The organism is Rhizobium sp. BK176, assembly GCF_024808055.1.
Genome location: NZ_JANUBV010000001.1, coordinates 652,974 through 678,930, shown reverse-complemented (window position 1 = coordinate 678,930; position 25,957 = coordinate 652,974). Strand labels below are relative to the sequence as shown.

Annotated in this window: 22 protein-coding genes; 12 read left to right on the top strand and 10 right to left on the bottom strand. The window is 54.9% G+C overall.

Features of this window, described 5'->3' with window-relative positions:
- Positions 1-50 precede the first annotated feature (50 nt).
- From FHT76_RS03845 to FHT76_RS03830, 4 genes are all read left to right on the top strand, one after another.
- Complete coding sequence (locus FHT76_RS03845) at positions 51-3,521, top strand: DEAD/DEAH box helicase (protein ID WP_259184396.1); 3,471 nt, start codon at positions 51-53, stop codon at positions 3,519-3,521.
- Between the two features lie 105 nt (positions 3,522-3,626).
- A complete protein-coding gene (locus FHT76_RS03840; RefSeq protein ID WP_259184395.1) occupies positions 3,627-4,571 on the top strand; it encodes a tyrosine-type recombinase/integrase in 945 nt (314 codons plus the stop codon).
- Between the two features lie 99 nt (positions 4,572-4,670).
- A complete protein-coding gene (locus FHT76_RS03835) occupies positions 4,671-6,773 on the top strand; it encodes a helicase-related protein (RefSeq protein WP_259184394.1) in 2,103 nt (700 codons plus the stop codon).
- 74 nt (positions 6,774-6,847) lie between these two features.
- Complete coding sequence (locus tag FHT76_RS03830) at positions 6,848-7,177, top strand: hypothetical protein (protein WP_259184393.1); 330 nt, start codon at positions 6,848-6,850, stop codon at positions 7,175-7,177.
- Positions 7,178-7,446: 269 nt separating this feature from the next.
- Here the strand turns inward: FHT76_RS03830 and FHT76_RS03825 are convergent, their stop codons facing one another.
- Positions 7,447-8,049 (bottom strand): hypothetical protein, encoded by a 603-nt coding sequence (locus FHT76_RS03825; protein WP_259184392.1) that lies wholly within the window; start codon positions 8,047-8,049, stop codon positions 7,447-7,449.
- An 866-nt stretch (positions 8,050-8,915) separates the two neighbouring features.
- On the opposite strand from FHT76_RS03825, the gene FHT76_RS03820 reads away from it, so the two are divergent.
- Both FHT76_RS03820 and FHT76_RS03815 read left to right on the top strand, forming a co-directional pair.
- Positions 8,916-9,575 (top strand): ERCC4 domain-containing protein, encoded by a 660-nt coding sequence (locus tag FHT76_RS03820; RefSeq protein ID WP_259184391.1) that lies wholly within the window; start codon positions 8,916-8,918, stop codon positions 9,573-9,575.
- A gap of 130 nt (positions 9,576-9,705) precedes the next feature.
- Complete coding sequence (locus FHT76_RS03815) at positions 9,706-10,713, top strand: hypothetical protein (protein WP_259184390.1); 1,008 nt, start codon at positions 9,706-9,708, stop codon at positions 10,711-10,713.
- A 92-nt stretch (positions 10,714-10,805) separates the two neighbouring features.
- Here FHT76_RS03815 and FHT76_RS03810 read toward each other — a convergent pair whose 3' ends face one another.
- The 3 genes from FHT76_RS03810 to FHT76_RS03800 form a co-directional block, all read right to left on the bottom strand.
- Positions 10,806-11,537, bottom strand: coding sequence for a hypothetical protein (locus FHT76_RS03810; protein ID WP_259184389.1), 732 nt, complete (start codon positions 11,535-11,537; stop codon positions 10,806-10,808).
- 25 nt (positions 11,538-11,562) lie between these two features.
- Positions 11,563-12,567 carry a hypothetical protein gene (locus FHT76_RS03805; protein ID WP_259184388.1) on the bottom strand — a complete coding sequence of 335 codons (1,005 nt, stop codon included), beginning with the start codon at positions 12,565-12,567 and terminating at the stop codon, positions 11,563-11,565.
- A gap of 388 nt (positions 12,568-12,955) precedes the next feature.
- The gene (locus tag FHT76_RS03800; RefSeq protein WP_259184387.1) at positions 12,956-13,261 is read right to left on the bottom strand and encodes a hypothetical protein; all 306 of its coding nucleotides are present in this window, start codon (positions 13,259-13,261) and stop codon (positions 12,956-12,958) included.
- 71 nt (positions 13,262-13,332) lie between these two features.
- On the opposite strand from FHT76_RS03800, the gene FHT76_RS03795 reads away from it, so the two are divergent.
- A complete protein-coding gene (locus FHT76_RS03795; RefSeq protein ID WP_259184386.1) occupies positions 13,333-13,539 on the top strand; it encodes a hypothetical protein in 207 nt (68 codons plus the stop codon).
- 233 nt (positions 13,540-13,772) lie between these two features.
- Here the strand turns inward: FHT76_RS03795 and FHT76_RS03790 are convergent, their stop codons facing one another.
- From FHT76_RS03790 to FHT76_RS03775, 4 genes are all read right to left on the bottom strand, one after another.
- Positions 13,773-14,639 carry a S1 family peptidase gene (locus FHT76_RS03790; RefSeq protein ID WP_259184385.1) on the bottom strand — a complete coding sequence of 289 codons (867 nt, stop codon included), beginning with the start codon at positions 14,637-14,639 and terminating at the stop codon, positions 13,773-13,775.
- Positions 14,640-15,098: 459 nt separating this feature from the next.
- A complete protein-coding gene (locus FHT76_RS03785) occupies positions 15,099-16,568 on the bottom strand; it encodes a hypothetical protein (protein WP_259184384.1) in 1,470 nt (489 codons plus the stop codon).
- Between the two features lie 212 nt (positions 16,569-16,780).
- Positions 16,781-17,842: a hypothetical protein gene (locus FHT76_RS03780; RefSeq protein WP_259184383.1), complete on the bottom strand. Its 1,062-nt coding sequence runs from the start codon at positions 17,840-17,842 to the stop codon at positions 16,781-16,783.
- Entirely contained in the window at positions 17,839-19,020 is a 1,182-nt protein-coding gene (locus tag FHT76_RS03775) for a hypothetical protein (RefSeq protein WP_259184382.1), read from the bottom strand. The genes FHT76_RS03780 and FHT76_RS03775 overlap by 4 nt, the downstream gene beginning before the upstream one ends.
- Positions 19,021-19,151: 131 nt before the next feature.
- Here FHT76_RS03775 and FHT76_RS03770 point away from each other — a divergent pair, with 131 nt between their 5' ends.
- Positions 19,152-19,508 carry a hypothetical protein gene (locus FHT76_RS03770; protein WP_259184381.1) on the top strand — a complete coding sequence of 119 codons (357 nt, stop codon included), beginning with the start codon at positions 19,152-19,154 and terminating at the stop codon, positions 19,506-19,508.
- 34 nt (positions 19,509-19,542) lie between these two features.
- Here the strand turns inward: FHT76_RS03770 and FHT76_RS03765 are convergent, their stop codons facing one another.
- Entirely contained in the window at positions 19,543-19,989 is a 447-nt protein-coding gene (locus tag FHT76_RS03765) for a hypothetical protein (RefSeq protein WP_259184380.1), read from the bottom strand.
- Between the two features lie 125 nt (positions 19,990-20,114).
- On the opposite strand from FHT76_RS03765, the gene FHT76_RS03760 reads away from it, so the two are divergent.
- Positions 20,115-20,489, top strand: coding sequence for a hypothetical protein (locus FHT76_RS03760; RefSeq protein WP_259184379.1), 375 nt, complete (start codon positions 20,115-20,117; stop codon positions 20,487-20,489).
- A 159-nt stretch (positions 20,490-20,648) separates the two neighbouring features.
- Positions 20,649-21,212: a hypothetical protein gene (locus FHT76_RS03755; protein WP_259184378.1), complete on the top strand. Its 564-nt coding sequence runs from the start codon at positions 20,649-20,651 to the stop codon at positions 21,210-21,212.
- Positions 21,213-21,342: 130 nt separating this feature from the next.
- On the opposite strand, the gene FHT76_RS03750 is transcribed toward FHT76_RS03755, so the two are convergent.
- Entirely contained in the window at positions 21,343-23,193 is a 1,851-nt protein-coding gene (locus FHT76_RS03750; RefSeq protein ID WP_259184377.1) for a hypothetical protein, read from the bottom strand.
- Between the two features lie 348 nt (positions 23,194-23,541).
- On the opposite strand from FHT76_RS03750, the gene FHT76_RS03745 reads away from it, so the two are divergent.
- A complete protein-coding gene (locus FHT76_RS03745; protein WP_259184376.1) occupies positions 23,542-24,573 on the top strand; it encodes a hypothetical protein in 1,032 nt (343 codons plus the stop codon).
- A gap of 585 nt (positions 24,574-25,158) precedes the next feature.
- A complete protein-coding gene (locus FHT76_RS03740) occupies positions 25,159-25,785 on the top strand; it encodes a hypothetical protein (protein WP_259184375.1) in 627 nt (208 codons plus the stop codon).
- Positions 25,786-25,957: the final 172 nt, after the last annotated feature.

Below are 25,957 nucleotides of genomic sequence, written 5' to 3'. Positions count from 1 at the left end.
TTGTCCGCATAGTGCCAGCGACGGAAGATATTACGCTGCGAGGAGAAAATATGGACAGTAATGCATCTGCTATACTCGGGTACTGGCGTGATATCGAGTACCTGAACCCACAATCATTGAACAAGGAGGACGCAAAGAAACTTCGGTGGATGGTGAGCCGCCCAGCCGAATTACCTTGGATAAACAATGCTCGCAGGACCGCCGCCGAGAAGCAGCTAAGCAAGTACACAAAGCGAAAGATGGAGATATCTTACTTCGTCTACTGCGGAATCTATGACGTTGGCGCAATCGCGAAACAATTGACAGGATGGTACGGTCAGGAGACGGAACAAGATCGACAGTTGTTGCAACAGAAGTCAGGGAGAGCCGCAGCTCTCCTTGTTAAAACAGACTCAAAAGGCGTGGTGCGGGACGTCTCAATTTCGAGTACGCCATGGTACATGGGTCGGCTAGACCCCGCATCTAAAGCAAAGCCCATGGCTGCGTTTGAAGGGCAAGATGGATTCGAGCATTTTGTAAAGGAAAAATTGCTAGATCACGTTTCGGACGCAGTCGCGATCGCAGACGGTCAGCGTGTTCCTGAGCGAGTTCTTTTAAAACTCCAGCACGAGGATACCTCGGTGCTTTCGGAGATATTCTTTGGCTATGCTGGATGGCGGCCCGAACGGGTATTTCCAGCTTGCTTGGTTGAAGCGAAGGTTACCGAGGTAGGGGCTGAGACAAGTGCCGACGACCTGCTCAATAGCTTTATAGCAGCCGACCTTCAAAATGTCCAAAATGAGATGCGGCACGGAAACTTCGGACAGGCTCTAAACTCGTATCTCGGCAGTCCGGGCGAAATGAACGCCAAACGATTGGATATAATGCGGGACAACGGGATAGAGATATTCAAAACTTCTGCTCCAAGAGCGACGCCGAAAGGGCGGTGGCCAACAGCAAATCCCCTCGCAGTGGCACAACAGTTCGCCATCAATAAGTTGATGTCGGAGATTGGGAAAAATGGCGGAATATTCTCGATCAACGGCCCCCCAGGGACTGGAAAGACGACACTTTTGAAGGACCTGGTCGCAAGTGTCGTAACAGATCGAGCCGAGGTGTTGGCAAAATTCGAGTCTGCGTCACAAGCCTTTGGAACTGAGATCAAACTCCCGGAGTCCGAATACCCAGGACGGGCTTTGAATGGTGCACTGCATGACTTTGGTATTGTTGTCACCTCGAGCAACAATGCCGCAATTGAGAACATTAGCCTTGAATTGCCGACAAAAAAATCCGTAGAGGGTGTGGACTTCCAAGTCGACTATTTCTCGCAGATATCAGACCGGCTTTTAGCTCGTGACTCAACTGACGAGACGGATGCCGATCAAGACGATGATAGCCTGCCGACTTCGGACGGGGATGTAGCCACATGGGGTTTGATATCTGCCGCCCTCGGAAAGGCTGAAAACAAGACAAGGTTCGTTAATCGTTTTTGGTGGGGAGGAAAGCAGCTGGATGGAACCCCAGAGCCGTGCTTCAAGGACTGTCTATGGGAAAAGGTCCCGGGAGCACTCAACTGGGACGAAGCCCGACGTCTATTCCTCGGTCGGTTGGATACCGTAAACCAGCAGCGTGAACGGCTTGAGAAAATTCACGCGGACATCAGGGGCAGCATTGCTGATCGTAGCCGTCTCGCAGAATTGGAATCCAAACGAGACACCTTGGCAAAGGTCTTAAAGAAGACTTCCGCGAAGCGGGAGGGCATTCAGAGGGAAATCGCGAACCTGAAGGTAAACAAACTCGCATTGGATGCGAGGTCTCGGGCCAATGCGCTGTACGAAGAATATTCTGGAAAGCGCGACAGGTCCAAGTATCGACTCGGTGACTACCTGCGAAAGATCGGGGGAATTAACGGCAAAAGCGATTTGGCGTCAGAGTTGAACCAGCTCAGAGGCTCTTGTGAGAGGACGCTACGAAAGCTCGAGTTAACAAAACCATCATGGTTGGTAAGACTGTTCCGACCAACAGAATTCGCAAAGTGGGAAAACGACTACGATCGTACCACAAGTAGGATCAACCTAATCGAATCTGCTTTCGAGACTTGGCAGGAGTACACGGCAGCGCGAAGGCGTTTGGAAAGCCTTGACGAAGACGGGGCGTTCGATTTGAAGGCGGCGGCGAAAACAAAAATCGAGCTTCGGTTTGCCACTGAGAGGCTTTCCGAGCTTGATTCGGTTGCATATGGCATTTCCAACACGGTTGCGAGAACGGAGGCGAGCTTCTCTTCCGTGAGCAATCAAATCGCGTCTCTGAAAAGGACGATTGGTGATGCCAAAAAACGGCTGGCCGAAAACTGCCTTGAAATCGGCCTATCGGAAGACGTCATTGACCTATGGACAGACTTCAATAACCGGGAAAAATTCCAACAGGAATCCCTTTGGTACACAAAGGAGTACTATCGCTCCAGGTTTAAGCTATTCGAGGCTGCCCTCGAGCTGCATAAAGCCTTCTTCAAGGCAAACCATATGACTCTGATCAACAATCTTGGAATGATGTGCGAGGTCCTTCAAGGCAAAGCGGAGGCCGATCCAAAGTTAATGCCGCACCTATGGGGTACATTGTTCCTAGCGGTTCCAGTCGTCTCAACCACGTTTGCGTCTTTCCCCCGGTTGTTTAATGGGATGGGAAGGGAGAGTATCGGTTGGCTCCTTGTCGATGAAGCAGGTCAAGCTACACCGCAGGCGGCCGTAGGAGCGATCTGGAGATCGAAGCGCGCCGTTATCGTGGGCGATCCGCTTCAGCTTGAACCTATCGTATCGCTCCCTGAAAAGGCCGTAGATGTCCTGAGGGACCGCGCCGGGGTGAGTAGCGAGTGGCATCCCACGAGGTGTTCGGCTCAAGTGGTAGCTGATCGGGCGAATATGTTCGGGACATACATTGCCACGGGGGGAATGCCAACATGGGTTGGGGCACCGCTCATTGTTCATCGCAGATGCCAGAATCCGATGTTCGCGATATCAAATGACATCGCTTACGGTGATTCAATGGTACACGGTCGAGACACTGCAATGAAAGGAATTTCGCCAGACAGTCGCTGGATAGACCTAAAGCCTGAAGGTGAAAGTGGTCACTGGGTCCCCAACCAAGCCGATGAGGCAGTTCGGATAGTACAGGCAATTGTTAACTCGGTCGGCCTGCGAACAAAGGAAGGAGAGTATAACGTCTTCGTCATAACCCCATATCGTGATGTGGCCGAAGGTTGCAGGGCAAAATTACGAGCTATTGACATAGATAGCCCGGAGAAGATTTGCGGGACCATCCACACTTTTCAAGGCCGCGAGGCAAAAACCGTCATTTTGCTCTTAGGTGGCGATCCGAAAAAGGAGTCAGCGGTGACTGCCTTCGCGGCAAAATCACCAAACCTTCTAAATGTCGCGGTCACCCGGGCAAAGGATACCCTAATAGTGATCGGCGACACGGCACTATGGGCGTCAGCTCCATATTTCAAGACAATGGCTAGAAAACTTAAGACTGAGAAGAAATAGCGAAACATGCAAAATGAGGAAGAGAACGAGAGGTGCCTGTTAAGTTTGTGATCCATGTACATCTGTGCATTCTTCACTGGATAACGATGGGCTATCCCTTAGCTCATGACGACACACATCACCCTCCACGACGGATATGCAGACGCCACGAAACGAGCCTACCAAGCAGATTGGAAGGTTTTCGAAAATTGGTGTCTCGAATTCGGTTACCCACCACTCCCATCCACCCCTGAGGTCGTGGCTGAGTTCCTCGATGCGCAAGCCGAGGAATTCAAGCCGGCGACCCTAACGCGCCGGAAGGCCGCGATCAGTTCCATTCACAAAGATATGGAGCAGCAAGACCCAACCAAGAACCGCCTCGTCGCAGTAGCGTTGAAAAGGGCCTATCGGAAGCGGGGGCGCAGGCAAAAGCAGGCACGCCCTCTGAACCGCGAGGTAGTCGATCTGATGTTGACGTCAGAACGAAAGAGCATGATTTTCGCTCGCGACGCGGCGCTGCTGTCGACCGCATACGACACGGGCTGCCGTCGGTCAGAGCTTGTTTCCATTCAAGCGGAAGACATTGATCGTATGGACGATGGATCGGCCACGGTCTTGATCAGAAAGGCCAAGACGGACCAAGAAGGCAATGGGCAGGTTAGGTATCTTGCGCCAGACACCGTGAAGAAGATCGATCTATGGCTCGATCGGTCAAACATTGAAACGGGGTCGCTATTTCGATCCATATTCAATGGACAGGTCAAGGCAGCCCAGTTGCCCCCGAGGGACGTTTCAAGGCGTTTCAAAGCGATGGCCGCAGCGGTCGAAATCGAGGCAACGATAGCGTCGACTTATTCTGGACACTCTACTCGGGTCGGAATGGCTCAGGACATGGCGGCCGCAGGCATCGACCTAATTGCCATCATGCAAGCAGGTGGATGGAAGACGCCGACCACTGTATCTCGCTATGTCGAAAGACTAGGAGCCCAGCGCGGCGCGGCCGCCACGCTGGCACAAAAACAGAGGCGAGGCCTGTCCCGCCAAAAGTCGACAGACGCGGGCGCAGACTAGGTCAAACAATACAACTCCGAAGGCACATAGTTGCCATTTTGTTCGCATCCGGTACATAGGCAATGAGTTTGCGTGTACGTGTAATCTTGAGGTGTCAGCATGGCTCAGAAGGTGAAAAAGCTCCTGCGGATTGACGAGGTCAGGGGTATCCTCTCGGCTAAACCATCGGAAGTCGAGCGATGGGTCAACAACGGCGACATTCCTGTCCACGAATACAGGGAGATCAGAAAATACGGTCGCTACCTCAATGTCCGAATGTTTGATCCAGATGTAATCTCAAGCCTACTTAGCAACATCGAGAATTGGCGCGTCAGGGATAACGGCGAGAAGCGTCAGCGCCGTTCTCAGGTATCTAAGTCGGTAGCGGAGAAGACCCGCTCCACGAAGGCATTGAATGCCGAACTGCGGTCGCTGACCGGCATCTCTGACTATGCTGCGTCGTTCCCGCTCGCGCGTGGACTGGGACGACGCCTTGTATTCTTTTGCGGTCCAACAAACTCAGGAAAAACCTACCGCGCGATGCAGCTGGTCACTTCCGCTGGTTCGGCTGAAATTCTGTCTCCTTTGCGGCTCCTTGCCATGGAACATTTCGACACCCTCACGGCGCGGGGTCTGCCGGCATCGATGATCACCGGAGAGGAAAATATCGGCGAGGAAACCGCGCCATACATATCGCGAACGATCGAGTGCGCAGATTTCTCGAGGGTCGTCGACATCGGCCTGATTGATGAAGTGCAATTGCTAGATGATCGATCTAGGGGTTGGGCATGGACAGCGGCCGCATTCGGATTGCCTGCAAAGACACTGGTGATGACTGGTTCCCCTGAAGCATTGCCACTCGTGCAGCGTATAGCTGAGATGACAGGCGAGGAACTAGAGGTGATCAGCCTCGAGAGACTTGGAAAACTCGAGGTCATGGATGCGTCTATTGAACTCACCGAGGTGCGGAAGGGAGATGCTATCATCGTCTTCAGTCGGACCGACTTGAGCAAGGTGCGCAAAATTCTGAGTGACGTTGGGGAAGTAACCTCCGCCGCGATCTACGGCGCGCTGGGGCCTGAGGTGAGGCGAACGGAAGCTGCTCGGTTCGCATCAGGAGAAGCCGATGTTCTCGTCGCAACCGACGCCATCGGTATGGGTCTGAACCTACCGATCCAGCGCGTACTTTTCACCACGACGCGGAAGTTTGACGGAGAGAAGCTGCGCGACCTAACGATCGGTGAGATCAACCAAATCGCTGGGCGAGCGGGCAGGTTTGGGAACGGCGGACGAGGACAGGTAGGGATCGTAGAGCTGCCTGACCGAACGGCGGTTCGCCAAACGATCTGGCGAGCGATTGATGTGTTCCAGCCTTCATTGCGCACCCGCTTCCTGTTCCGCCCGTCGGTTAGGGTGGTCGCTAGAGCAGGCACTGCGCTGAACACCAAAAGCCTCGTTGCAGTTATGGCGTACCTACGGGCGCATTTGGCAAAGGGAAGCAAATCCTTCGAACTGGCGGATACGAGCGAGATAATGGAACTCGCTCACCACCTTGATGGTCACCAGCTTTCGCTCGAGGACAAATTCCTGTTCGCGTGTTCGCCATGCGAAACGAGAAGTGACGCACAAATGCGAACAATTCGAGCCTTCGCTAGAGAGCATTCTGAGGGTCGGCGGGTCGGGTTGCCAAAGTTTCTGGAACATGGCCACGCAGAGGCACTGGAGGATTTTGCAAAGGATGCTTCGCTTTACCTTTGGCTAGCTCGACAATTCCCAGCGACGTTTGCTGAATCAAAGGACGTGCAAGCGCTCAGAGCAAAGGCACAGGAAGAACTAAGCCGCATTACCATGAGTTTGGGACAGGTCAATGCCGACCTAGACGACGAAAAGCGGGAAATGGTGGTGCTGAACCATCTTTACCCTCCGACGTTTCGTAACCGGTACGGTGAATTCGAGGACTACGAATACGATTTCGACGATGATGACGATGACGACTTCGATGTCTATCGAAAGCCGGTCCAAGTGAGCGCACCGAAGAAAAGGAAACGTAAGCGGAAGAAGAAAAAAAAAGACGTTTACCGAAACGGCAGCAGTCTAAAGTTATTTTGGTTGCCGAAGTCCGTCAGGAACCATACGATGAAATTCCACGCTGTCGGTTTACCGATGGCCGGCGGCGGCCTCTGTGCCGCCGTTTCCATTTATAGCACTTTCAGTGGCCGATAAGGGCTGTTATCAGTCATCGGTTGCGATCCTTCGCGCCGGCTCGCAAACTTTAAAAAGAGCGACAGGAGCGACAGATGGTTCTAACGACAAAAATAATGGTCGCGGCCAGAACAAGCATGGTCACACTTGGCTGGACCATCGTCTTCTTTATGACATTCACGGCAACACTGTTGGCTATGGCAGCAGAGCGCGCTCATGGAACTCAACGATTGGTCGGGCCAATCCTATTACAGGCTGGTCTGGTGGCCATGGTCAAAGGGCTTTACGCACTCCGCTCTTCACTCGCAATCCCTGAAAAGCCTTTCGGTCCGGCCCTACGCGACGCTTCTTTGGGGATGGTGGTGGTATTGGCAGTCACGCTCCCTGGGCTTGGAGGTTGTCTCAGCCTCAATAGCTGCAGCTAAGCGGCGTGGCGGCGTGATGCACCTTAAAATCCCTGACGGGCCAGAGTACGACAGGGAAAGTGCAGGCTCGAAGTCGAAGAAGCGCGGCGGTCGTCAGCGGATCGAGACTACTTGAGCTACTAACAAGACGGTCGATAATGGCCGTTATCGGCCGTCGACAGCTACTTGCCGCATATAGTCCTGCTCAATGGCCTCCGGCATATACCGAGCAATCAGATACCTGAAATGTCTTTCGGGTTATCGGCTTGGTGCCGAAAAACCCTTCCCAATCAGAACGGCTTGAAGGGCGGAGTTTCAACGGCATGGACGCGTTCAGTGGTGGGAATTTCCGTGGGCAGCCTCGACGCGACTGACATTATCTGTGCGCGCGTCATCTCTTGCCCTCGATCACTTCCGGATTGCATGACGTAAGCGACGCCCCAGTTCTGCGTTGTGTCGATGTCCTTGACGATTTTCGCAAGAGACCGTCTGGTCTTGAGGCTCATGGCTGGCGGAAGGTCTATGGCGAAGCCCTCCAGATTGGTGATCCTGACCCAGCCCTGATAAAGCCGCCCCGACGTCGTGTGTCCGGTTCTCTGATCGAATTCCAGGTGCCCTTCGTCGAACGTCATCTCGATCACGTGGCCGACATGGGTGATATAGTATCCCGTGACGCGCGCGCCGCGCTCAGACGCCGTCGGGGGAGGAACCCAGCCATTCGCATAGCTGCCGTCGGGCAGCAAAGGCGAAAGAGAGCTGCCGCAGTCACCGCAATGGTATGGCGATATTTGAACCATTCCGACGCCGACGTCGCAGAATTCCGCATAGGCATCACCGCCACACAGTCCGCATTCCTCAGCTGGCTCGGCCTCGCCGTAACAGTACCCGCCCATTTGCCTTTCTCAAACATCAGTGCTGAAAAAAGCATGGTCATCCGTGGACCTGCAAAAGGCAATTTGGGCCAACCGATGAGGGCGGTTGTCGGCCTCGCCATGTGGACCAGCTCGTCAATTGCAAAGGAAGGCATGGTGGCCGATAAGGGCCTTTATCGGCCATTGATGAGGCAAGGACCCAAGCATCGATATGACATGCGCTATCGGCCAATTGGCAACAGACTGACGAAAATATAATCCCTGACCCCACGCACCCATGAACCAAAGGCTAATCGAACGGCGGAGGGCGTACCTTAGCTTTGAAAAAGCCGGAGAGCGACCTCGAAACACTAAAAGTGTCGTGGTCCGATGCTGACTCTCGGAATTCATAAGGCAGCAATTATTGGCAGGCGGAACCCTTGATTCCCGGGACGACACGGTTAGTCTCGCCTACGGCTATCGATTGGAGGGCGTCATGCGAATCTCATTGAACCCATGGGATGCACCAAGTGGGGGATACACCCTGATCTACGTGAACGGCCTGCCGATTGAGGGAAAGGTCTATCTTCAGGGATCAAAAGGCAGAACCCTCGTCAAATTCAAAGGTGACTCTGGAGAATTCACGGCAGACCGAATCCTGGATATGGTGGCCGAGGTCGCGGGATGTGACGTGCATAACTTCGAAGAGCTGTTGATAGCGGCGCGATCCATGCCTCAGCCAAAGCGAGGCCCACGAACAGGCAGCACTGCGGCGAGCGCTCGACGAGGGGGGGGGGAACTATTTCGACCAGGCCGCAAGTCGCCCAGACGCCTGGACAGCGGAACATACCCACAATCTCGATCCCAACGAATGGAAGGACCCGCTTCCCGAAGAAACCATCCTCCTTGTGGACCATCGGGAACCGAGGGAAATGGTTGAGTTTTTCCAGAGGGTCGAAAAGCTGAAGGTCGAGATCGTCTCGCTAGAGACCGGTGACTTCGTCATCCCTGGGAAACTCATCATCGAACGCAAGACGGCGGCGGACCTCGTGCGCTCAGTGGTCGATGAAGACAAACGGGTCTTCTACCAGACTGAACGCATGGCTAATTCCGATATTCCCGGTGTTCTTCTTCTTGAAGGTGACATCTACAAGCAGACCAACATGAAGCTCAACGCGATCACTGGCACGCTATCCTTCATATCAGCCATCCAAGGGATATCGATCATCCCGACCCTGTCGCCGACACACAGCGCGGACATGATAGTAAAACTCGCTCGACATTCCATTTACGGTCTAGGCTACCATCTCTCGCTACGGGGGCTTGGCCCGAAAGAGCCGCGATTGTCGGCCCCATTCGTATTGGCTGGAATTTTCGGGGTCTCGGAAGTAATGGCATCGATACTGCTTCGCAAATTCGGCTCCATAAATAAGGTCTGCCAGGCCACCGTCGCGGAGTTGCGGGATATCGAGGACATCGGTCCTAAGCGCGCCGAAAGCATTTGGCTCACGCTCAATGGCTCCCACCATCAGGACGGGGAAGGGCCGATGCTGACCATTGAAAACTGACGACGGGGAAACCTCAAGCCCAGCCGCAATGGCCAGTAACCGACGAGGGGCCTCTTATCGGCCACGGGCACGGGTTTGTCTGAGGCTGCGCCCGAGTGTTCAATCTACTTGGACATCGGGTGGAGCGAACATGAAGATCGTTTTGGATATCGGATACGACATCAGAGGGCGGAAGCCGGGAAGGCAGCTCAACATGCCCTACCGGTTCAAAGAATCCGTTTTGCTCGACATAGAAGAGATACATCCAGACGACGCCCCTGTAGCCGTGAAGTGGCGGGCGCGGAAAAAGATCGAGTGTCGGTTGAAGGCTTATGATGAGGTCCTGACACACGGCGACGAGAACGGAGAGATGCTGACACGATGGCACGACGGGCGTCACTGGCTGTGCCTGGCGGGGAGCCAAAGGGATGACATTGGCGCTCCATGGCTAATTCGTCAGCTTGAAATGACCAAGCACGAGCCAAGAGATGCCCCCGCGATCAACAACCCGATCAACCTGTTCGAATCCGTCAAGGAAAGCGGCCGTGGCCCGGCACTCGAAGCCGTTGCAGAAGCTCGAGATCGGCTGATCTCGGTCGACGGCGTCCTCCACCTCGCGTGCGCGCAACCCGCCGTCAGGACGATCCTAACGCATAAAACGAGAGGCTATGGTAACTACGAAGAAAACATGGCGATCGATACCCGCAGCAGATATCTCGATGGAAATTCGGGATATATGATGGGCGTAATCGCGCATCCGCTCGCCGATTGGGACAGAGTTCGGTCACGGGTTCACGCGCAAGCTCTCGACACCAGTGCGGTCTGGACCGAAAGCCACCTTACGCGGCCTGAAGTATATATCCCGGAGAGCATCAGCAAAGACGTCGACGCCAGGCGGGCGGTCGACTCGCTGGTGAAAAAGGCCCTGTACATCATGTCCGCCCCCAAAGAAGCTGGTGTCCTCGCGAAAGAGTTCTTCGAGGCAAAAACCAACCAGCGTCATGATTTACTCGAAGCGCTGGTGGGCCAAGCAGAGAAATTCGGCAAACCGCTACATCCGGCGCATCGGCAGGAACTCCTCCGAAGCGTCGCGAACATTGAAGATGATATGTCGATCGAAATCGGGTTGGTCGCTGAACCCTCGCGGCTAGGCATGTAACGACGGGAACTTCAACGACGACATGGCTTGTCGACGTGGTCGACGCGGTGGCCGGTAAGGGCTATTATCGGCCACCGTCCGCCTAAGAGATTCTAGCGCATTATTCCAAAACGACCGCTTGGCTCCAGAACCCGTTTATCGAACATGCCTACCCTTCGGGCGGCAGATTGGAAAACGGCATTGGGATCATTGCCCAGAAGACCCCGGTACGCTTCAATCGTCGATGACGTGCCAGGTTTCCGATCGGCCGATACGCGCGTCTGCCCCGTAGTGAAGAATTCAAAACCCCACTCAGTCATATAGGATACTTTCCAGCCGTTGGAAAGTTCTTGAGCGTCGTGGTAAAGGCCGAGTTTGATAAGTGGACTCACAACTTTATTTGTGAACCCACGTTCCTGGAACCTGATGGGAAAAAGCCATTCGTCTCGCGAAAGGCTTGATGGCATGCCGCGATATCCAGGCTGCATTATGAGGAACAGTGCCTCTGGTACCGTAGCCCCTCGATTTCCGTCGAAACCAATTCGAAGGGCTACTTGAAAGAGGGGGATTTCCTCGCGTGGCGATGGTGGGACGTCCAGCTCCGTCATGATGCGATTGGAAGTTCTCTGATTGATTTTGAAGCTCGGACCGGCCCCCAGTTCCGCGCCAGCCTTGAACGCTTTCTCCATCAACCGAGCGATTTCGCTCGAAATGTCCGTTACGAGTCCTTCTCTTATTGAACAGGCGAGGTCGCGACCGATTTCCCGAAAAACGCTCTTCCGTAGCGATGCATCTGCCATTTCCACGTGGTCGAGGGCTTCTCTTCGTGTGCGATTAATGGACATCAAGTCTATCTCCTGGTGATGGATTTTACGCTGCTTGGCAATTGGACTGGATCGAGGCGGCTGAGTTTTGCAACAAGAGTTCGTTCATCCGCCGCCACCCATAGATGCCATCGCGAAGAAGCTGTTGACCGATGTGTCCTATAGGCTGCTGGGAGAGCTGGTTCAGCGTTTCAATCCCTCTGCGGACGCGCCACTCGTGACCAGACTGACTGGCTGCCTTGACTATTCGCAATTCGGATAGGGCGTCCAAAACCCAAGCATTATCGACGCCAATAGTCTGTCGGTAGATTTCCTTTTGGAAGCGCTTCAGATAACGCCGTCGAGTGTCGAACTCGAGCCGACCACCATCGAACAACTGCAGCCCATGGAATGTACCGGAGACTGGCCTATCAAGGGCTTGCCGGCCAGCGACTTCGTTTAGAGAAATTCGGAAGTCGCTCTTCCAATTGAAAGGCCGCTCTGAATTTGCCCACGACATACCTTCGTTTTTCGAATAGTCGATTGCGCTTTTGACACGGTAACTGCGGCCGGTGGCATATTCCCTGTATACCACGCAATGAATGTTGCTTGCTTTTTGATAAACCAAGCCGTCGACGATCAAAGTGCGGCCGGCTAGGTACTCCAGCCATGCGATATCTTCGATTCTTGTCGTGCCGTGGTCGGGTTCTTCATGTCGCAGAGAGCTGTTAAGAGTGAGCCACTCACGAAGAAGAACTACCCGTGTTTGGTCCCGGCTCGGACTTTGGTAGTAGGCGGTTGCCGTGGGAATACTAGTCGGAAGCCCGAAGCGTATAGCGGCCAGGTCCCTGGAAGTTACTCTCTTTCCCTGATCGGTAACGGTGGGCATGTAAAGGGAGCCGCGCCATGAAATGCACTCGATCACTGCATCGTCACGGGCAAACCAGCGCGCGACAAGCTCGACTTCTGCTCTCTTTATGTATGGAATTTCAACATCGTGAAAGCCTACACAATGGATCGACGTATCTTGCTGTACGTTGCAGTCGAAGAAAAAGGGCAATTTGAGAAGCATTTTGACATCCACGGGGTGAGTTGTTCCAATGTCGGCAAAAGATTTTCGCGGCGTAATAACACTGTGGGACCTCCATGGTTGAATCGCGTCACACCGTCAGGTGCGACCGTCGCGTGGATATGGATGGGGAAGAACGTTACTTTGGAAAGGTAGAGATTTTTACCTTAAACGGGATGACAAAGAACCGAGTTCGTCGGTAAGAATGCATGCAGCATATTCTGTTATGCTCACAAAAGACATTCGTCGATCCCATTAAACGAGTGATTGGACGTCAATCAGCGTGCCGATGGTCCGATTCACGGAACATCTGGTCGCAAGGATTTGGAGCTTCTATTTCGAGTTTTCAAGGTACTGAGACAGTTGACGAAGATTATAGTTAACGCAGGCCTTAGCGAACACAACTCCACGTGTAGGCATCTGCAGGGTCGGCATTGACGGCATGGTACGCCTTGCCATAGTCGAGTTCGCACAGTCGATCCATGTTGACGGGGATAAGCGCTCCGCCGCTGCGGCAACTCCAGCTGCTGGCGTCGGATCGACTGCCCATCACGGCCGATGCCTTGCTGCCGTACATAAACTTGCAATGGTTGTCGATATCCATGGGACGGCCTTGCTGCGCGTGCGCCGGCACGCTGAAGACGAGCAAGGAGGCGAGTAGGACCAGGCGGGCAGGGACGTCCAAAGCTGTTCGCATGTTCGGGTTCCTCTTCAGGGTTGTTCGGAGGGCTTGGCAACCCCGGTTATCGCGTACCACGAGGCCGGCAGATGGAGCTGGCTCCCATTGACGCGTGCCTCGTCTGGAAATCTCGCAATGAGCTCGCAGAGCGCGTCGGGCAGGCTGGGCCACAGCATCTCGATGAACGACTTTCGATCCTCCTGTGGAAGCCTCGAGATGGTGTTCCGGATGACCGCCGCCCCACATTGCAGATAGTGTCTTTCGCCTACAGTATCGACCTGCTGGTCCTCTGGTGAATTCACAGACCAGCGCGCAGTCGCGGCCGTGCGTGCTATTTCGCTTCGCTTCTGCTTGGAGAGCTTCTGCGCGCGAGCCTTGCCACCAGCGCTCTAAGGGGAATCCGTCATGCGTCCTCCGAAGTCCGAAGGAGACAACTACCACGGCCACAGGGATTCCCGCAAGCATGGCGGGGGTCGATGCTTGCGGGGGATATGCATGCAGGAATGGATCGGCCCTGCACCAGAAGACATCAGATACCTTGGCTTTTCAGCCACCGATAAGCGGGTTCGGCATAGACCGAAGCGGGACCGAGACCAACGGAGTTCACGCCCGCGATGATGATTTTCCCCTTTTCCTGGTAGGGCTTTCCCTTTCGGAGAAAGAAGGAGGGTCCGCCGCTATTACCCGCACAGGCGGCGGTAGTCTTGAGCGACCAAATCCACGGAAGGTGCATGCCAAAAAAGCCGGTGTTGTTCTTTTTGACGACAAGTGCCTTGCTGGGGTTCGCCATGGAGCAGGATTTCAGACCGCCATTGGCTGCCTTGCCGACGTTCACGCCATAGCTGCCGCGACCATACGACTCGAAGAGGATCGTCTCGGTTTTGAACATGATCTGGTCCATCCACGGCACATGGTCGACGAGGTCGGTGAACTTGTAAGAGGCCTTGTAGTTGTCGCCCATGACCTTGGCGGGCGCGACGTACTTCTGATAGCGCTTGAAAAGCTCGTCGCTCAGGCCGAATATCGTCGTCCCGGCAGGGACGTCTTGAGACAAGGTGACAACGGCCAGATCGCAGCACTTGTCGGGGTCTGGCCTTGGGTACAGAGCCACACTCTGGGACGGGATCACTTGTACGCCTCCCTTCGAGAAGAAGGTGACGGGAAGGCCGCTGCCGCTTCTGCCCCTGAAGCAATGTTCGGCCGAAAGGATTTTCCGTTTGGTGACCACCGCACCCGCGCAGAACTCGCCGCCCATTTGAATGTGGACGATCCCGCTGCTGAAACTTGTCTCCGGGGACAGGTAAGAGTCGCTGACGTCCAACGGGTCCGCCCTGGCAGGCGAACATATTGCGACAAGTATGGCGATCAGAACCGATCGAACGACTGCCCTATGCATTCACGATTCCCTCCGTTATGAGCCAATGAGGCCTATCGGAGGGTCTAACATCCCAAGAACATGAGGTTCCTCCTCCAATTGGAGGAGCTTAGGACAAAATCTGCCAGGCCCATGCAGTCGAGGACATCACCACCCCGGTTCGCCGACTGGTGTCCAGTTTGCCTCTCGAATGATATCGCCATAGCGCTCGTCGTTGTCGGCCTGGATACGGCGCGAGGAAATCCTCAATGCCGATCCTGTCATCGTCGTCGCAATCTTCGACCGCGGACGGGGACCAGGGCTGGACACTAGAGTTCAAGGTTTCGTAGGAAGTCATCTCTTTGTCCCGCATTTACCATAGAGCGTGCCTAGTTGCCTCCGATACGTCGATGGAGACCCTGTCAGGGGCCTCTTCATCGTCTGAGACGCCAAGCACTGGCCGATAAGGGGCATTATCGGCCAGCGGGGGCGATCAATGTGTCAACGGAGGTCCGGTTTCGTAGCTCCAGGGGCCACAGAGAGGTCTTTCAAGTACCTCTTCGCTGGAATGTGATCGACATCGGCACTTGCACCTTCCGCGGGGTCACGGACTTGGAACTCCGCACCGTTGCCATACTTGCCAGCACGCACCTCCCGTAGGATTTCCAAGTCGTTCTCGATCATAAGGGGAGCATAGCCGAGATATCCCGTCCGCGCGGCCTGCGCATGCACCTCGAGCGTCTTCGCAGCGAGATCGTAACTGTAGGCAAGGCCTTCCAGTGGTCGACCGGTTTCGAGCCGGCGTACCAACTCGTCATCCTTGAGTTTGCCTTCCATGTCTCGGGTCTTCTCGATAAGCCAACTATAGTTTTCGCGGCCGAGAGGTTCGTCGTCGTCAAGTCCATTGGCCACGGCGAAGTCATGGGACCAAGAATCTGCAAAATACGCATCAATCGACGTGGGCTCACCATTCGTCCGGTTGATGACCGTGACGAAGACATTCTGCTCGTTTAGATCGATGTTGTCGTGACGGTATACAGTTTTCTCCTCCAGTTCCTCAACGGATACACGGATGTCGGTGTCGTTATACGCGAGGACGGTCCCAGCGCCGAGACGGAGATCGGAAGCTATCTTGGCGATCTCCTCGAGGTCATCGATATGAGCGACGATAGCACGTTCGAACAGGTAGGCGGACACCGAGCCGAACATATCGACGGCCGTCCCATTCCTTACGAGTTGAGTGTGTTCCTCAAGCTCCCAAAACGGTTCCCCAGCCTTGGGTTCAAAAGTCCGCATGAACCGATCAATGATATCAAAGGGGCGGGAGAAATCCCGTGTGTTCCCTACCGCGGAATTGAACCTGTCGTCGCGGGCATTGATGATGACCCTCACACTACCTACGGAAATAGGCCAACACACTTTCTCCATTCCATGTTGCTCTATCCGAGCGACGATGTCTTGAAGCAAAGAAGGGGTATCCTTTCCGCTGGTCGCACGGCGAGCATAGCGAGCCGCTTCAGGGACTACACCCGCAAACGCTTCAAGCTTACTTCCGGCTTCAAGCATCGTTTCGATCTTGTCGGACAGTGCTTTTGGCATCTCGGGCAAAAGAGAAATCAGATAAACGTCGACGATCTCCCTACCGGTAGCGCCAGAGGCGGACTTGCGGGGACCCCATACGATGAGATCGCGATTGCCCACAGAATATTCTACAGCAAGTCCGAACTGTTTGTTGGGAAAAGAAAAAGCCTGAATGACTGAGCCGTGCGACGTTGCCATTGGTCCGTTGGACGATATCGCGGCGTGCTTGATCTTCATGTCATCGAGTGCTGGGAGGACGGCAGCTGCGAGGCATTTTCCGTAGAATTTGGTGAAGAGCTCGCCAGCGCTGTAGTCGATCATCTCCTGGTCATCATTGAGCATGAGGTCGTCGGCAAAAAACTCTATGGCAGCCCTGCTGGTGGATATCATTTGAAATTCCCGGGTCTTGCTGAAACTGTGCCACCAAGCGTAACCGCAGAGCCTGCTTGCCACAACGCGAAGCGGACTTAACCCGGGTGGCCGCCGTCACGAGGCTGCCGGGACGAGCGATGTCCCCGAAAAAGGCACGCACAAGCGTCCGGTGCTGTCTGCTGCGGCGACTGTGGTTTCCGTAGAAAAGCGGCTTGCGGCAGTTGGCGGCATCACGGTCGATAGGGGGCGAGCTGTGATCGGCTGGCCGTTTGCCTCATATCTATGTCGTCGTAGACAGCGAGACTTTTCAAGGCCTGCGCCACCGAATCGCGCAGGCGCGGGCTATCGCTGAGCGATGCCAGCGCCGTAAGCGGCGCGACCGGGTCGGCTTCCTGATCCACGAGGAGATCGAGGACCTCCTCCCTGGCCGTCAACCACCGTCCGATTTTGGCCGCGTCGAATCCTCCGACTTCCACGCCTGCGGCGGCGATAAGTTCCCTGACCGCTCGGCCGAGGTACTCGCGTCGTCCGTCAAAGACCAGAGCGGCCTCGTCATGGATTTCCAGGTCGGAGAAGTCAGGCCGCTGGACTTGGGTGGTAAGCGCCCCCACTTGTTGAAGGTCGTTGAGGGACGCCCGATGGATACAGACCTGGCGATGGCCGTTCCACCAAAAGTCGTCCGCCCATGTACGGCCGCCGTCCTTGCTGTAGTCGAATTGCAGTTCCGTTGCGTCGAGATTTCTTTGTGCACCGACCTCCTTGACGCGCAGATGCAGTCCGACGGCTCTCTGCCACATCCTGTTATCGGCAACGAGGAGGCCATCGGCCATCTCGGTTATCGTCTCGATGTCCGCGGCCTCGGTCGAACCAACGATGCGATCCGCCTTGGGCCTTGAGAATTTCGACCTTCTGCCCTCCAGATAAGAGCACAGGTGCCAAAGCCGTTGGTCGGCTGAGGCGATCCCACGGTACATAGACACGAAAGTCTCGACACCATACCGCCCGTTGACCCCCTCTTTTCCAGAGACAACCGTAGGAGACAGGTCTCGGTCGTGACTTTCGGAGGTGACCGGAACGTAAAGATTATTGTTCCACCTTATGCACGCGCCACGTGGGTTGGGATCGCGATGGTGCCTGAAAATCAGCCAATTCCATGAAGCCACCTTTTCCGTTTCGCTGATCGCCACCTCCGGTATGTCACAGTCGTAAATCCCGACCTGGGGTCTACGCTGGATTTCACCCGAACTTGTCAGGTGGTCCACATAGAAGATGTGAGGCAACCGTGCTTTCATACCCCAGGTCCAACCTTTGGCGCTGAACGCGATGTCGCAGTCGGCCAGAGCCGGCAGTCTTCACGAAGTTTCCCGTATTCGATCGCCGACTCCACATCACAGGCGAAGTCGAAGAAGAAGAATTCCTTGGTGGTGGCGGAGGATTGACCCGAGACCGTTCGTTGATTTTTGAAGTCGAACACAAGGCTAGGGCTGCCTGTGCCTGAAAGCATGGCATTGACGACATCTTCCGGGTTCTTGTCGTCCATCAGCATTTCGACGCAGAGCTTTGCATTCTTTTTGCCGTAGTTTTCGAACCACGCCACCAAGCCGACCTCGCCCGTCCACTTGGCTCGATTGCCGTGATAAAAGGCTGGCGAACCGTCCGGTGTCGGGATCACGCAGGACGTGATGTCCCCGTCGTGGTAGACCATGGCGGCCGATCCCCACACCGCGCCGGCTTCCGTCATCGCTTGAGCGAATTCGGCTGCAGTATCCCCGACCCAGTTGGCGACGGGCGCGGTCACATCATCGAGGACCGCTTGTACATAGCTGGCAGACAGCGCACCAGGCAAACCTCCGTCGTAAGCAAGAAGCTTGTCTTGCTGCTCGAGAAACCAGACGACTTCCCCGGTGACGGTATCGTGAGTGTGTTTCCTGAAATCGTCTGGCATCGAAGTGGACAGTGCGGTCGTCAAAATGAAAAGTGGAACGTAAGCTTCATTGTGGAAGCGCCCCATGACAGCACCTGGACCACTCGGCGTGGTGTAGAAATTATGCTTTTTGAGCCGTTCGACCCGCAGTCCATCGTCGATCTCGCCGGACGCGAGGACCTCCAAGGTACCATCCAAGGCGATCTCCGCGATCTCGATCATGTCCTCTTCGCGCTCTCTGAACCACGACACCGACCACGATTTCTCTAGGGCGCTATCAGAGAGGATGCACGTTTTCTTGCCCTTCTTCGCGTCATCGCTCCAGGACGTCGAAAACCTGTCGTCGCCTTCCCACTGGACGTCGTCAGCGCGCTTCAGCCAGTGGCCAATGCGGTTCAGGCTGAACGATGCCAGGGAATTGACGTACCGCGGACCTTCCTCCTCGAGCATGAAAATCTTGTGGGAGTCGATCTCCCCAGTCGGCACCGCTGGGAAACAAGCCTTGTTCCAAGCCCGATGCATCTCCGCGCGACGTTCGTCTTTCATCTGTCGTCCCCCTTTTGGTCTTTGCATTCAGACTGCGGAAAAGGAAGCATCAGACAACCTCGACGGGCTTTGGCATCGTTGCAACTGGCGTGTCCTCAAGCCATTCTCATCAAAGTTGACAGGAGACCAGAATGCTCGACAGGCGAGATATAGTGAATTGGCTTACGGACCACGGCTTTGAGACGAACGACGGCTTCACGTTCGTAGCGCCGATCCCGGAAGGAACCTTTGAGATCGAGCTGTCGGACAGAACAGGCAGGTATGCGCTGTGCAAGAACGGCCGCCGCATCCAGGGGAAGCCGACACCGTATCACGTGATGAACCTGGACCAGGTGAATGATAGCCTCCACGGCCTTGGTCTATATACGCTGTTCATGGCGGAGACCTTCGTTGGCGGAGAACCGCCGATATGGTTCTCGCAGGAAGTTCGAGAGGCCCTGAAGCCAACGACGCCTTCCGCAGGAGCGGCAGCGCCCCGCCTGCATTAGCTGCCGGGACGGTTGCGGCCCGAGTAGGTTGCTACTAGCCGCCGCGCCAGAGGCCAGCCAACCTGAGTTTCGGACCAGACGTCGCGAGCTGAGGGTTCAAGTGGTTCGCCAACATCTGAGCCTCGTCCGCCGCCACCGCCTTGTCGGCCGCGATCGCTGCTCGGGCACGCGCCAACACGTCCATGCGTGGCGTCTCATGCAGGGTCTTCATATCAACACCGGTGCCGTCCCTTTTTGATTCTTCGACCAAGCCCTGGAGCTTGTTTCCGAATGCCACGGCCGCCACGGCGGAGCCGACCGTGGCCGTTCCGAGCGCTGCCACCGTCGGGAGGTCGACCGTGCCGCCGGTTAGATGGGAGACCAGTCGCAAACCGGCCGCGAGTGTCGCGCCTATGGCCAAGGTCGCTGCAAAGGAGTGGAACGGATGGTGTTCGTCTGCGGACTTTTCGATCTCAGAACGGTTGGAGGCCTTTGGTATCATGGATGCACGCCTGCGGAAGTCGATTGTCTAGGTTACTCATGCCTATGTGCAGCCGACTATTCGTATTACTTTGCCCGAAGCTGTTTTCGTGGAATTCTTTAACAAAACTGACGAAGAGCATGAAAATGAACGTTGCTGCGAAAGCCGTACTGCGCTGGCTACTTTCCCGAAGAAGCGATCAAGCCGGAGAGATCGAGCTTTTCATCTCCGCGCTCGAACGAGGCGTCGACAAAAAGGAGGGAGATGCCGTCGAGCTTTTGGCCGGCCTTCTGAACAGGCCAAACCAGGAGGCTAAAGAGGACGATGACCAGGCAGACATCGAACGGCTGATCGCTCTGCATCTCAAGCTGGAAGAACCGTCGAAACAAGAGCAGGTCGTTGTCGCCATGCAGGAAATCCGAGGACCGCTCGACCTCCCTCCCTCTTCTGGACTGCAAGCTCGCGTTCGTTCCTGGGGCCTGGAGACACAGCCGCGTAACATCGTAGCGATCAACGGATAGTCTACACCCCGCTTCGACGTCAGAACCGCGTCACGAGCTATATGGCAAGGAGAGGAGAGGTTTTCGAAATCGCGGGCTTGAAACAAAAAAGCTCCGCCGCCACCCATGCTACCTTAAATCCACGCGATTTCCGCCTATTTGTCGGAATAGGCAAACAACGTGCAGGGCGCGATGATCCCATCAGAACTGTTCTTCGACCTAGTGGATGCTCAGGTCTCCTTCAGGGTGAAGCATCACGAATATTCCGTCGGTGGAATCATCTACGACGTGTCCCGCGCGACCGCCGGCAAGATGACGCTGAGCCTCGCCAAAACGCACACAGTGAACGGGTCGGCGGACCAAATCCTCGCGCGCATCAATGCGCTTTTGTGCAGACAGTACGACCACTGCGCTCCTCGACTCGAACTAGACAAAGCCCCGTGCTTTAGAGGTGGAAAGAACTATACGGTTTCCATTATCCCGGAGAAAAGGGGGCAGTTTCAAGCGTTCGGTGGGCCTGTCGAGTTCAGATGTCGCCTCGAACAGGCTGACGACCCAGATGCAGTCCGACAGAAGGTGCTGGCTGAGGTTACGCTCGCGGAGCGGACAAAGCTTTACTCGATGCAATTGCTAGATAGCAATCGCCTCGTCGAGCTGAGCCGACACTCGGCTCACGCCTTGCCCGCAAGAATTCGAGCGATGACAACTACTCGCCTGCGGACCTTGGTCAGGCAGTCCACCTAAATGATCACGACGAGAACGACACGTGATCGCAGACGAGGCCCAGATTTCTGAAGCATGGACGTCACCCATTCTCGCGAACGTCCGTTTAGCCGCTAAAACCGCTGGCCGATCAGGGGACACTGGAGTGGGGTCAGTCAATCGTTTCGCGCATCCTCGCAAGGTAAGCGTTGCGCCTTATTTGGGTGTCATTCAATTCGTAATGCCCATAGTGCCACTCCGCGCAGTAAGAATAACGGTCAGCCAAGTCTGACTCATGCGACTCGAGCATCTGAACCATAAACGGACGATGAGCGCCGTTCTCGAGAAAATTTCCTGGGTCATGGCTACCAAGCATTTCCATAGCCTCGAATGCCCTAGTGATTGGGCCATCCCATTTGTCGGCTGGAAGCAGTGCCCTAACGCTCGCGGCCTCCTGCGCTCCCGAATTCAGGTAGGCAACAAGCCAAACCAGAGGAAGATACTTTTTCGCTGAAGGTGTATCAACGCCCTTCAACACCCACGAGCTTCGAGTGGCATTCCGATACTCTCCATTGTGCAGTTCTGCCTGGCATAATGAAGCCACAGTGCGCACCCAAGTGTCATGATCCAAGGGGCTGATGGATTTTCGTTTCGCGGCGATATCGTGCAAAGCTCGCATATGGCGAACTGCATCTTCAGCGTGGAGGTCGAAAGAATCATCAATCGCGACATAAATCCCGAGTGGGTCTTGAGCAACCAGCATCTGCGGATCGCTCCTAAATTCGCTGCGGCAGGCTTCAGGTTCTGGGTAGGTTCCCAAGATACGGACGCAGAAGGAGTTCCCTTCCCAGTTCGCGACTGCCGCTTCAAACTGGGTTTCGGTCACCGATCGACTGATCTTTGTCTGGATTTTCGAAGAGGGTGATTGGACTGCAACAGAAACCGCGACGCTGCCGGCAAAAAATCTTCCCAGCGCATTCATGGATGCGTAGATGGGGGCAGAAAGAAATGGAGCCCATTGTCGATCTTCTTCGCTTTCCTTGTCGCTGAGGCTATGCTCAATGCAACCTGCTAAGTCGTGCTCGCCTTTCGTATAGAACGCGGTATAACCGTTTCGAAGATTGTCCCGCATTCGAATACCGACAGACCGTGCTGTTCCGCCGTCACCCCAGCGATCTGGATAGTCAGGCTCACTACAGACCACCATAGCGGAAACGTTGAACGCTTGCGGACACCCGCGATCAGTTTCGTCGATATCGATTCCGAGATAGACACCTTCCACGCCGCAATCTTGATACGGGCTCGGAAATGCGTTTCTCCCAAGGTGGACATAAATAGCGGCATGATGCCAGTCATTGGGAACGCAGGTCAAAATCTCATCACAGAATTGGGCTGTATCAAGATCAGATAGGCTTGACGCATCAATGATCCAACCTCGCTTTCTCGTATCTTCGAGAATCGACTCCAAGGCCGTTTCTGTCGCGCCGCCGGCGTCTTCGCACAAAACGCGATCTAAAAACAAAAGGCCTCGGCCGCGTGCCCATTCACCTAAGATTTCGACTGCTTCAGAATAATAGTAATCGAAGTCTCTATTGAAGTTTTCACAATGCTCGTCAATCCGAAACCAAATATCAGCCACGCGGTTCGGATGATAGCGTTCTGCCGCTGGGTACGCGACGAGAGTCCTAGCTGTTCCTCCTCGCTGCGCTCTGGCTGTCGGCCTGAGCCTATCGAGAACCATCTTAATTTTGCCGTCCGGAAATCCGCCTAGCCGGAGATGGTGAAGTTGTGATAACCGACGTGCCGAAAATTGGTGTTCAGTTAGCTCATCGTCCTCGGGGCCCGGCTGTTCGTTGCTCCCAACTCTAGTTTGCAAATCGTGCCAGCTCTCATAGCCAAATAGCTGGGAGCTAATAGCCTGAGATGCGGTAGTACTAAGCTTTAGGCCAAGTTCCTTAGCGATCTGCACCAAGTCCTTCGCGACAGCACGTGGCCGAGCGTCGCTCATCAGGAAATAAGGCATAGCTGTCCCTCCATACGCGCTTCGTCGCGAAGCGCAATGCGACCTAAATGACGGATGCGTAGAAAAAACCAACCCAGCACGGGCTTAACCATCATGAACGATGGACGGCTTGGAGCCGCTTTACGTGATACTCATATAGCTGATTCGCGATCCGCATAAAACAAGTATTCGAACTTAGGTCGTTGTCGGCAGGTAGAAAGGTGCACCGGTTGTTGAGACAAATTCGGGTCTCAGGCCCATCGCGCTGGAGAGGCCAGCGAAAGATAGATAACCCCAAAGGGTCACTGACCAGCATCATTTTGCCGAATCGACAGTTTTTTGGCAACGTATAGGGAACAGGGGGCAAAAATGAAGTTCGAGATTGTTCATCCACGCGAGGTGCAGATCAAAGAAAATGGCGTAAAGCGGCTCGCTCAAGTCGGACAGAAAATCACAGTGAAAGAGTTGCCTGATCGGTGGGACGGTGAAATCAGCTGGAGGTGCGATAGAACCGGAAACGTAAGCAATTTTGTTGAGGTCGGCGGGGAATTTTACGAAGACATTAAACAGAAGGTCAGCAGCGGTCGTCTTCCAAAAAAAATGTTCTATGAAGAGCAGGGGTTCTTTTCGGGGAGGGATCGGGTCTACTACGAAGAAGATATTATCGATTGGAGCGCGACTATTCGGAGGAAGGCGGCCGGTCTTCGCCTTCAGGGTGAGAGAATTTGGAAGCGCTCCCCTGGACCTGTCCTAAAGATAGCTAGCAAGCAATACGGATGGCACACATCGCTTGTGTCGGGACAACCCGAACTCCGAAATGACCACCTATTTACATTTCATTTTGGGTTAGACGAACTTGAGTCAGCGCGAGATTGGCTCAAATCCATGATCGCAGAAGGAAGGACGGGAACATTTGGCGAATTGCAAATCAACGGTGGTAGTGTCCCGTTCATTGACGGAGCCCATCTTGATGCGATTAATGTAGCAAACACAGTGCGAGCAGAATTCAGTTCGGCAAGCAAACTAAGAAATGTGCCAGGACCGGCACTAGGCGATTTCGATAGTTTGAACTTTTGGTTGGGAATGCGGGGTCGTTACTCGGCGGACTGGCCCCCTCGATATGTTCCGTTGGATGTAACTGAAATCGAGGATGATACTATCCTGAGATTGCTGACGCATAGCGCGAAAATCGTCGGACTTTTGAGGAAAGCAGGCAAGAAAAACTTCCCTCAGCAATCAAAAAATTTTAATCGGCACATTGAGAGAGCCGAGCAGTGGATTGCTGGCAAATGGCCCTGGCGAGACGGAGAGTTAAGAAAACTCGTCAACCTCACGCAAAACAAAGATCATCATGACGACGACGGGGACGACCCGCAGGAAAACCCAACGGTGTACTACTGAGTGTCAGGAAGATGACAAATCATCAGGAAAGAGGGGATATGCCCTACGTCGAACGGGCTGGTCAAATAAAGTTCGAGGACCGCGAAGGGTCCTCGAGTGCGGCCGGCTCAAAGCGCGACCCCGTGGCGGTTGGTGCCATTTGACTACCGTACTCGCCAAATCTAGCCAGCGCAATCTAAGCGGGGACTGTCATGCTCGCTTACGTTAGTAGACACTAAAACATGGATCGGGCAGGTTTCATTCGGGACCTCCTGTTTGACCCCAACTAGCCCGACGCCGATCCACCCCGACCAGGCGTCGGGCGGACCTTTTGCCCAACGACATTTTGAACGTCGGCGCGGGAGGCTGCGGTGTCTCCTACCTCTCGTAAATCCCGCCGTCATTTTTCGGCAAGTGCGGAGCGAGGCAGATAAAGGCTCTCGTCGGTGGATGCCTGAATGATGGATGCCGTTGGTTTCATCATCAAGGACTCGGTAATGAGGAAGGATTGCTTGCAGTCGACCGGGAAGTCGAGCCAGACGATGAACTATGCTCTGAGAGCTGGTATGGTCAAATGACAGGCATCTGCGATAGGTAGGCGGGGACATGGACGAACCGGAATTCGAGATGTGGGATATCCATCCCTTGATACCGATTCTCCGTTTCGCCGACGTCGAGGCGTCGGGGATTCACGAAGGGTCGTATCCGTTGGAGTTCGGCTGGTGCGGGATCGATCTGGTACCTTCCGCGATCTTGGTGCGCCCAGAGCCGGGATGGACCACGAACCTGTTCGATCCCAATTCCTACGAAATGCACGGCATCTCATATGACATGGCGAAAGCCAACGGCGAAGACGCCGACGCAGTCGCGCACAGGCTGAACGCCGAGCTCCAGGGGAAGGCCGTCGTGACGGACAACGTTTATTGGGACGGCGTATGGACAGCGAGGCTGGCCGAGACCACGGGAGTTCCGATGCGTTTTGGCTACAACGACTCCACCAACATGAAGACCACGTTCAGCAGGGTCTACGATCCGTGGTGCGTAGAACGGCGCGACACCCTCTACAAGGCTACAGATCGCTTTTACCCGCACACCCACCGCGCCGACGCAGATTCCCTACGCATGGCGGCCCGCACCCGCATGCTCATCGACCGTGAATGGGCGCAATGGCTGCTCGATCGCCCGAATGCAACGGCACAACCGAGTTTCGCCGGCCGAACATTGGGCCGGTGATCGACGGTTGACGTCTTTGTGATCCAAAGGAGTTATGCGCTCCGAGCTTCAGAAACTGGAATTCGCGGTGCATCTCGTTCCTACGTGCGACTGTCGATCCGACGCCGGACGGCGAGCGACTTCTGAGAGGGAGCCGCCAGCGATACCTTGCCACGCGGCGTCGCGCGCGCCC